10 protein-coding genes are annotated in these 8,298 nt (G+C 70.2%); 5 read left to right on the top strand and 5 right to left on the bottom strand.

Features of this window, described 5'->3' with window-relative positions:
• Positions 1 to 33 precede the first annotated feature (33 nt).
• A complete protein-coding gene (gene mhuD, locus A9W96_RS01800) occupies positions 34 to 354 on the bottom strand; it encodes a mycobilin-forming heme oxygenase MhuD (protein ID WP_067137627.1) in 321 nt (106 codons plus the stop codon).
• A 63-nt stretch (positions 355 to 417) separates the two neighbouring features.
• Between mhuD and A9W96_RS01795 the strand changes: the two genes are divergently transcribed.
• Positions 418 to 1,188 carry an alpha/beta fold hydrolase gene (locus A9W96_RS01795; protein WP_067137625.1) on the top strand — a complete coding sequence of 257 codons (771 nt, stop codon included), beginning with the start codon at positions 418 to 420 and terminating at the stop codon, positions 1,186 to 1,188.
• On the opposite strand, the gene A9W96_RS01790 is transcribed toward A9W96_RS01795, so the two are convergent.
• Positions 1,185 to 2,084: an A/G-specific adenine glycosylase gene (locus A9W96_RS01790; RefSeq protein ID WP_067137623.1), complete on the bottom strand. Its 900-nt coding sequence runs from the start codon at positions 2,082 to 2,084 to the stop codon at positions 1,185 to 1,187. The two genes, A9W96_RS01795 and A9W96_RS01790, sit on opposite strands and share 4 nt — an antisense overlap.
• Here A9W96_RS01790 and A9W96_RS01785 point away from each other — a divergent pair.
• Both A9W96_RS01785 and A9W96_RS01780 read left to right on the top strand, forming a co-directional pair.
• Complete coding sequence (locus tag A9W96_RS01785; RefSeq protein WP_067137631.1) at positions 2,083 to 2,700, top strand: carbonic anhydrase; 618 nt, start codon at positions 2,083 to 2,085, stop codon at positions 2,698 to 2,700. The genes A9W96_RS01790 and A9W96_RS01785 overlap by 2 nt on opposite strands.
• Before the next feature lie 114 nt (positions 2,701 to 2,814).
• Positions 2,815 to 3,621 (top strand): hypothetical protein, encoded by an 807-nt coding sequence (locus A9W96_RS01780; RefSeq protein ID WP_156765084.1) that lies wholly within the window; start codon positions 2,815 to 2,817, stop codon positions 3,619 to 3,621.
• A gap of 25 nt (positions 3,622 to 3,646) precedes the next feature.
• Here the strand turns inward: A9W96_RS01780 and disA are convergent, their stop codons facing one another.
• The 3 genes from disA to A9W96_RS01765 are packed head-to-tail and all read right to left on the bottom strand — an operon-like array spanning position 3,647 to position 6,773.
• Positions 3,647 to 4,720 carry a DNA integrity scanning diadenylate cyclase DisA gene (gene disA / locus A9W96_RS01775; RefSeq protein ID WP_066871621.1) on the bottom strand — a complete coding sequence of 358 codons (1,074 nt, stop codon included), beginning with the start codon at positions 4,718 to 4,720 and terminating at the stop codon, positions 3,647 to 3,649.
• Between the two features lie 27 nt (positions 4,721 to 4,747).
• On the bottom strand, positions 4,748 to 6,163 hold the full coding sequence (gene radA, locus A9W96_RS01770) for a DNA repair protein RadA (RefSeq protein ID WP_066877161.1): 1,416 nt from the start codon (positions 6,161 to 6,163) through the stop codon (positions 4,748 to 4,750).
• Positions 6,164 to 6,212: 49 nt separating this feature from the next.
• Positions 6,213 to 6,773: a hypothetical protein gene (locus tag A9W96_RS01765; protein ID WP_066877163.1), complete on the bottom strand. Its 561-nt coding sequence runs from the start codon at positions 6,771 to 6,773 to the stop codon at positions 6,213 to 6,215.
• A 289-nt stretch (positions 6,774 to 7,062) separates the two neighbouring features.
• On the opposite strand from A9W96_RS01765, the gene carD reads away from it, so the two are divergent.
• Together carD and ispD are read left to right on the top strand one after the other, a co-directional pair.
• Positions 7,063 to 7,551, top strand: a complete 489-nt coding sequence (gene carD / locus A9W96_RS01760; protein WP_003419482.1) for an RNA polymerase-binding transcription factor CarD — start codon at positions 7,063 to 7,065, stop codon at positions 7,549 to 7,551.
• A gap of 52 nt (positions 7,552 to 7,603) precedes the next feature.
• A partial coding sequence (gene ispD / locus A9W96_RS01755) for a 2-C-methyl-D-erythritol 4-phosphate cytidylyltransferase (protein WP_067137629.1) occupies positions 7,604 to 8,298 on the top strand: 695 nt, incomplete at its 3' end.

Genomic DNA, 8,298 nt, shown 5'->3' with positions numbered 1-8,298 from the left:
AACGCCGCGACGCGGCGCCGCGCCGGCCGACCGCTAGCCAGTCTGGTCGTTCCCGGCAACGTCCAGCACAACCTCGAACTCCAGCAGCGATGCGCCAGTCGCCACCGGGTTGGCTCGGTGCCCGGCGTGGGCCTCGATGGCGGGGCCGTTCGCCCACGCCTGGAATGCCTCGTCGGACTCCCAGTGCGTCACCACGAAGTAGCGGTCCTCGCCCTTGATGGGGCGCAGCAGCTGGAAGCCGAGGAAACCGGGCTGGTTCTCCACCGCGTGCGCGCGGTGGGCGAACCGCTTTTCCAATTCGGGACCGGCGTCCGCCGGCACCTCGATTGCGTTGATCTTCACCACTTGCGGCATCCCGCTAGGCTACCGCGCCCCTCCGCGTGCCGGGTTCGCGGGCGGGCCACGCAAGATGGTGCTATGCCCAGCGATCTGCTGACCTGCCGCGGCGGCCGCGGCGAACCGCTGGTACTGGTGCACGGCCTGATGGGCCGCGGCACCACCTGGCCGCGTCAGCTGCCGTGGCTGACCGAGTTGGGCACCGTCTACACCTACGACGCCCCCTGGCACCGGGGCCGCGACGTCGACGATCCGCACCCGATCAGCACCGAACGCTTCGTGGCCGACCTGGCCGACGCGGTGGCCGCATTGGGGACGCCGGCCAGGCTGGTCGGGCATTCGATGGGTGCCCTGCACTCGTGGTGCCTGGCCGCCGAGCGCCCAGAGCTGGTGTCGGCGTTGGTGATCGAGGACATGGCGCCGGACTTCCGCGGCCGCACCACCGGGCCGTGGGAGCCCTGGCTGCACGCCCTGCCCGTCGAATTCGGCTCCGCCGAAGAGGTTTTCGCAGAGTTCGGCCCCGTAGCCGGGCGGTACTTCCTGGACGCGTTCGACCGCACCGAGACGGGTTGGCGGCTGCATGGGCACACCTCGCGGTGGATCGAGATCGCCGCCGAATGGGGCACCCGCGACTATTGGGCGCACTGGCGGGCCGTCCTCGCGCCGACGCTGCTGATCGAGGCGGGCAACTCCGTCACCCCGCCGGGTCAGATGCGCACAATGTCCGAAACAGGTTCTGTCACAGCCTATCTGCATGTTTCTGAGGCCGGTCACCTGGTTCACGACGAGGCGCCGGAAGCCTACCGCGAGGCGGTCGCATCCTTCCTGGCGGCGATCACCGCGCGCGGCTAGTGCTCGCCGGCCAAAGCGAATCGGCCGTCGGCGGTCCGCGTCACCAGGCCGTCGGCGAGCAGCGACTCCAGCGCCCGGTCGCGCTGCTCGGTGTCGGTCAGCCACGCCAGGTCCAGCTGGGCGCGGGTCACCGCGGAATCGTTGCCGCGCAACACATCCAGCAGGCGTCCTCGGACCTGGCGGTCGGTCCCGGCGTAGGTCTGCACCCGGCGAGCCGGCCCCTCCGCCGCAGGATGGCCGGCCTCCCGCCACGCGCAGCGGGCGACCGGGCACAGCCCGCATCGGGGAGCCCGCGCGGTGCACACGATGGCGCCCAGCTCCATCAGCGCCACCGAAAACGTCGGCGCGCGTTCGTCGTCCGGCAACAACGCCGAGACGTCGGCGTGGTCGGGCGCCGCGGCCGGAGCGCCGGCGTCGGCCACGCCGTGTACGGCGCGGGCCACCACCCGGCGCACGTTGGTGTCCACCACCGGCACCGGCCGGCGATAGGCGAAGCAGGCGATCGCCCGGGCGGTGTAGCTGCCGACGCCCGGCAGCGTCAGCAGGGTGTCGACGTCATCGGGAACCACGTCGCCGTAGTCGCGGGCGATGACGGTGGCGCACTCGTGCAACCGTTTGGCCCGCCTGGGATAGCCCAGTTTCCCCCAGGCCCGCAATACATCGGCGGCGCTGGCCGCGGCGGTGGCCGACGGGGTGGGCCAGCGTCTGACCCACTCCGTCCAGATCGGCAGCACCCGGGCCACCGGGGTCTGCTGCAGCATGAACTCGCTGACCAGAATCTGCCACGCGCTGACGCCGGGTTCGCGCCACGGCAGGTCGCGGCGCGACCGGTCGTACCAGTCGATGAGTTGCTCTGGGCAGACGGTCATGTGCGGGTGCGGCATGATGTGTGCCATGCCAAACACCACCCCGGTAACCGCATGGAAAGCACTCAAAGAGGGTAACGAGCGATTCGCCGCCGGCCGGCCCGCCCACCCCAACCAAAGCGTCGATCATCGGGCCAGCCTGGCCGCCGGCCAGAAGCCGAGCGCGATCATCTTCGGGTGCGCGGACAGCCGGGTGGCCGCCGAGCTGCTCTTCGACCAGGGGTTGGGCGACGTGTTCGTGGTCCGCACCGCCGGGCAGGCCATCGACGCCGCGGTGCTGGGCTCCATCGAGTACGCGGTGACGGTGCTGGGGGCGCCGCTCATCGTGGTCGTCGGCCACAGCAGTTGCGGCGCCGTCAAGGCCGCGATCGGCGCGATCGACGACGGGGCCATCCCCGGCGGGTTCGTCCGCGACGTGGTGGAGCGCGTCGCCCCCTCGATCCTGCTGGGCCGCCGCGACGGCCTGAGCCGTGTCGACGAGTTCGAGCAGCGCCACGTGAGCGAGACGCTGGCGCAGCTGGTGGCGCGTTCCTCGGTGATCGCCGAGCGGGTGTCGGCCGGCACGCTGGCGCTCGCCGGGGTCGCCTATCAACTCGTCGACGGGCGGGCGGTGCTGGTTGACCACGTCGGTGACATCGGCGAGTAACGGGGACAACCGGCCGCGCGGCATAGGCGAATAGCACGGCGATCGGCCAGCAAACATCGCGACACGCCGAGCGGGATGTAACAAATCGGCGTGACCTGGGCCTACGGTGTGATCGTGCTGGATCTGGAACCGCGTGGCCCGCTACCGACCGAGATCTATTGGCGGCGTCGGGGCCTGGCCCTGGGCATCGGGGTCGTCGTCGTCGGCATCGTCGTCGCCACGGTCATCGCATTCATGGGCCACAGCGCGGGCGCCAAACCCGCCAGCGCGGACAAGCCCAACTCGGCGCCGAGCAAGCCCGGCGCACCCCCACCGCAGGCGCCTCCACCGCCCGGACCCGAAGGCGCCGCGCCAGTCGCGCCGCCGGCGCAGGGGGTGAACCCCGAGTCGCCGACGCCCACCGCCGCGGTGCAGCCCCCGCCGGTGCTCAAAGAGGGCGACGACTGCCCCGACTCGACGCTGGCGGTCAAGGGCCTGACCAACGCGCCCCAGTACTTTATTGGTGACCAGCCGAAGTTCACCATGGTCGTCACCAACATCGGACTGGTGGCCTGCAAGCGCGACGTTGGGGCCGCGGTGCTGGCGGCCTACGTCTACTCGCTGGACAACAAGCGGCTGTGGTCGAACCTGGACTGCGCGCCGTCCAACGAGACGCTGATCAAGACCTTCACCCCGGGCGAGCAGGTGACCACCGCGGTGACGTGGACGGGCATGGGCTCGGCGCCGCACTGCCCGCTGCCGCGGCCGGCGATCGGTCCGGGCACCTACAACCTGGTCGTGCAGCTCGGCAACCTGCGCTCGATGCCGGTGCCGTTCATCATGAACCAGCCGCCACCGCCGCCGGGCCCGGTGCCCGGACCGGGTCAGCCGGGCGCGGTGCCGCAGCCCGAGGCGCCGCCGATGGCCCCGCCGGCCGGCTGAGGCCGATCACGCACCTTGCATTCACCTAGTTCAGCGAGTCGGTGATCGTCGACTCCGCCAGCTGCGACAGTCCTTCCCGCACATGGCGGGCCCACATCGCGCCGATGCCGTCGACCGATTGCAGGTCGGTGGCGCTGGCCGCCAGCACGTTCTGCAGCGTCCCGAACGAGCGGACCAGCAGGTCGGCGTGGGCGAACTGCAGCCGGGGAATGCCGGCCAGCGCCTGGTAGCCGCGCGGGCTGACCGCCGAATCCTGCGCCTCGGTGGTGGTCGGATACCCGAAAACCTTTGCCAGGATGGTGAAGTCGAGCAGCTCGGTGTCCGACAGCGCGTCTAGCTCGTCGAGCGTGGCGGTCATCTGCGCCTCGGACAACGGCTCCGGGCTGGCGTGATAGTCGCGCACGATCAATTCCCGGGCGTTGTCGTTGCCGCCGAGTAGCTCGTCGAGCTGCAGCCGCAGCTGGCGGCCGTCGGTGCCCAGTTCGACCACGTCGTTGTCGATCACCTGGCCGATCCGGCGGACCAGCTCGAGCCGCTGCACCACCGTCATGACGTCGCGCAGCGTGACGAAGTCCTCGATCTCGGCGCGCGACAGCTGCCTGCTGACCTCGTCGAGCCTGATCTTGTACCGCTCCAGGGTGGCGATGGCCTGGTTGGCCCGCGACAGGATGGTCGCCGAGTCCGCCACCACGTGGCGCTCCCCGCCGACGTAGACGGTCACGATGTTCATCGAATGGCTCACCGAGATCACCGGGTAGCCGGTCTGGATCGCCGCCCGCTCCGCCGACCGGTGCCGGGTCCCCGACTCGTCGGTGGCGATCGACGGGTCCGGGACCAGCTGCACGTTGGCCCGCACGATGCGGCTGCCGTCGGTGGACAGCACGACGGCGCCGTCCATCTTCGCCAGCTCGCGCAGCCGGGTGGGCGCGTAGCGCACATCCAGCGCGAACCCACCGTCGCAGATGGCCTCGACGGCCTCGTCGTTGCCGAGCACGATCAGGGCACCGGTGCGGCCACGCAGGATGCGTTCCAGGCCGTCACGCAGGCCGGTGCCCGGAGCCAGGCGGGCGACGGTTTCACGCAGGGTCGGACGAGTCACAGCATGTCATTCTTCAGGCCCGACGCGTCATGCGTCCAGCCATGGCGGGTTTGCGGGAGCGCCGCCGCGGTGGTCGGCGATGTCGATCATGTGCTCCAGCGCCGCCACGATGGTGGGCGCGCGCAGCGCCCGCATCCCGTTCGGCACGATCTCGCGCCGGGGGTCGTCGCCGTCCGGGATGAGCGCGATGGAAAACCCCTGGCGAGCGGCTTCGCTCAGCCGCCGCTCCATGCCGCTGACCCGCCGCAGATCTCCGGCCAGTCCCACTTCGCCGATCATCACCGCGGTGGTGGGCAGCGGCAGGCCGGTGAGCGCTGACGCCAGCGCGACCGCGACCGCCAGATCCGACGATGGATCGGTCAGCCGCATGCCGCCGACCGTGGACAGGTAGATGTCGTTGATGCCGACGGGCAGCCTGGCGTGCTTTTCCAGCACCGCGGTGATCATCGCGGCCCGGGAGTGGTCGATGCCGCTGACGGCGCGGCGCGGCGAGCCGCCCGCCGGCGTGGCCAGCAGCGCCTGCACCTCGCCGATCAGCGGCCGTTTGCCGTCCAGTGTCACCGTGATCGCGGTGCCCGGCACCGGGGCCGGACGCTGATCCAGGAACAGGTTCGACGGGTCGGCGACGCCCTCGATCCCGTTGTCGTGCAACAGGAAACAGCCGACCTCGTCGGCCGCCCCGAACCGGTTCTTGATCCCCCGGACCATGCGCAGCGAGCCGTTGCGGTCGCCCTCGAAGTGCAGCACCACGTCGACGAGGTGCTCGAGGGAACGCGGCCCGGCGATGGCCCCGTCCTTGGTGACGTGCCCGACCAGGATCAGCGCGACGCCGTTGGTCTTGGCCGCCGCGGTCAGGGCCGACGTCACCGCGCGGACCTGCGTGACGCCGCCGGCCACACCGTCGGCCTCGGTGGTGGACATGGTCTGCACCGAGTCCACGATCACCAGCGCGGGCCTGACCGTCGCGATGTGCTCGAGGACGGTGTGCAGGTCGGATTCGGCGGCCAGGTAGAGCTCGTCGCTGCCGCAGCCGATGCGGTCCGCGCGCAACCGGATCTGGCCCGCCGACTCCTCACCGGAGATGTACAGGGCGCGGCGGCCCGCTTTCGCCCAGCGATGCGCGACCTCGAGCAGCAGCGTCGACTTGCCCACGCCGGGATCGCCGGCCAGCAGCGTGACCGAGCCGGGCACCACGCCGCCGCCGAGCACGCGGTCGAGTTCGTCTACCCCCGTCGTGCGGTGCTGGCTGGCGTTGGGCTCGATGGATGTGATGGGCACGGCCGGCGCCGCCGTGGCCAGGGCGCCGCGACGGCCGGCGACCGCGCTGAGCACCGGGACCTCGTCAACGGTGCCCCAGGTGCCGCACTCCATGCAGCGGCCGACCCACTTCGCGGTGACATGCCGACATTCCGAACAGCGGTATTGCGAGCGCGCGGTTGCCACGCCATGACGGTATCGAGCCGCTACGACAAGCCCGTGTCACGACAGGCGGTTAGCCCGCCTGGTTTTGCTGCGGCGGCGTCAGCCCGGCCGAGATCGGCACCGCGACGGTGGCCTGGCCGGCCTTCTCGAAATTGAAGGTGAAGTTGTAGGTCAGCCCGTTGGAGATGGGCTTGGCCAAATTGATGGTCGCCTTGGCCGCGGCGGTGTTCGAACCGACCGGACCCGGCGCCACCTTCTCGCCGTCGGGCGTGCCGATGAATAGCGATCCACCGGCGGGCAGGCGGGCGTCGCCGCTGACCGTCACCGTGCCGATGTCGCTGGTGATGCCGACGAGCCGGTCGGGCGTGTTCGGCGACAGGTTGACGGCCACCAGCACCAGGTCCACGGTGCGGCCCGGCTGCAGGTAATCACCGCTTTGGTAGGCCTGGATCCGGATGTTGCGCAGCGCCACGTTGTTGAACGTGACCTTGTTGCCGTTGATGGCGGGCTCCTGGACCGCCATCTGCGAGACCTGTCCGGCTCCGCAACCGCTGAGCAGAGCGGCCAGGACGGCCATCACGCCGGCGACGGCGAGCGCGGGAAGGCCGAGGCGGATCTTGAAGCGGTTCACTCTCTCGAGCCTCCTGCTGAGCCGGTTCGACTGATGCAACTATGCACAGTAGTAGGAAGGTCTTGCGCGCGATAGCGCGGGGCGCCAGACCAGCGCCGGAGCGCCGTAACAGCCGTCCTCGAGGCCGCCGCCGGGCCGCGTCGGGGGCGTTGGTAATGTGCTGCACTGCACGACTTGGTCCGCATGTCAACCCCTAATCTGCGCGTGTTGTGCCCCTGACCTGCATCGTTGCTTCGCGCGTAGTTAGGCGGCCGTGTTAGGATGAAGTAACGAAAGGGGCTCGAATCAGATGATCTTCAAGGTCGGCGACACCGTTGTTTACCCGCATCACGGTGCTGCGTTAGTCGAGGCGATCGAAACCCGGACGATCAAAGGGGAGCAAAAAGAATATCTCGTCCTGAAGGTGGCGCAGGGCGACCTGACCGTTCGAGTTCCCGCCGAGAACGCTGAGTATGTGGGTGTCCGCGACGTCGTCGGACAAGAGGGTTTGGACAAGGTTTTCCAGGTGCTGCGGGCCCCGCACACCGAGGAGCCGACCAACTGGTCGCGCCGCTACAAGGCCAACCTCGAAAAGCTTGCTTCCGGCGATGTCAACAAGGTCGCCGAGGTAGTCCGCGACCTGTGGCGTCGCGATCAGGAGCGTGGCCTGTCGGCCGGCGAGAAGCGCATGCTGGCCAAGGCCCGCCAGATTCTGGTCGGCGAGTTGGCGCTGGCCGAGAGCACCGACGACGCCAAGGCGGAGACCATCCTCGACGAGGTTCTGGCCGCCGCTTCCTGAAGGTCCTGACACTCCGTTGGTCCCGCAGCCGGGGTTGGTCCCGCAGCCGGGGTTGGCCCCGGAGACCGGCACGTCAGGCAACGTAGTCGCAGTCGTCCCCGCCGCAGGGTCGGGCGAACGACTGGCCGCAGGTATCCCCAAGGCATTCTGTTTGGTCGACGGCCGCACGCTGCTGCAGCGCGCCGTCGCCGGTTTGTTGGCAGCCGGGGTGGTCGATCGCGTGGTGGCGGCCGTTCCCGCCGACCGGATCGACGAGGCCGGCCGGGTGCTGGCTGATGACGTCGAGGCCGGGCGAGCCACCGTCGTCGCCGGCGGGACCGACCGCACCGAATCTGTGCGCCTGGCCCTGGCCGCCGTCACAGCCGCCCCCGAGTACGTCCTCGTGCACGACGCCGCGCGTGCCCTGACGCCCCCGTCGCTGGTGATCCGCGTGGTGGAGGCGCTGCGGGCCGGCCACGACGCCGTGGTGCCGGCCCTGCCCCTGCATGACACCATCAAGGCCGTGGACGCCAACGGGGTGGTGCTCGGGACGCCAGAACGCGCCGGGCTGCGTGCCGTGCAGACCCCGCAGGGCTTCGCGACCGGTCTGCTGTTGCGTGCCTACGGGGCCTACCGGGCCGGTGGCGGCGTGGGTTTCACCGACGACGCGTCGCTGGTCGAGCATGTCGGTGGCCAGGTCCAGGTGGTCGACGGCGACCCGCTGGCATTCAAGATCACCACCCAGCTCGATTTGCTGCTGGCCGAGAC

The organism is Mycobacterium sp. 1245852.3, assembly GCF_001669335.1.
Classification (GTDB): domain Bacteria; phylum Actinomycetota; class Actinomycetes; order Mycobacteriales; family Mycobacteriaceae; genus Mycobacterium; species Mycobacterium europaeum_A.
Note: the sequence above shows the minus strand (reverse complement) of the source record. Positions and strands in the feature narration are given on the sequence as shown.

What these genes read in the sequence shown, in the direction of transcription:
- A9W96_RS01790 (WP_067137623.1), bottom strand. Translation starts at nt 2,084, where the DNA reads ATGGCACACATCATGCCGCACCCGCACATGACCGTCTGCCCAGAGCAA.
- mhuD (WP_067137627.1), bottom strand. Translation starts at nt 354, where the DNA reads ATGCCGCAAGTGGTGAAGATCAACGCAATCGAGGTGCCGGCGGACGCC.
- A9W96_RS01795 (WP_067137625.1), top strand. Translation starts at nt 418, where the DNA reads ATGCCCAGCGATCTGCTGACCTGCCGCGGCGGCCGCGGCGAACCGCTG.
- A9W96_RS01785 (WP_067137631.1), top strand. Translation starts at nt 2,083, where the DNA reads ATGCCAAACACCACCCCGGTAACCGCATGGAAAGCACTCAAAGAGGGT.
- carD (WP_003419482.1), top strand. Translation starts at nt 7,063, where the DNA reads ATGATCTTCAAGGTCGGCGACACCGTTGTTTACCCGCATCACGGTGCT.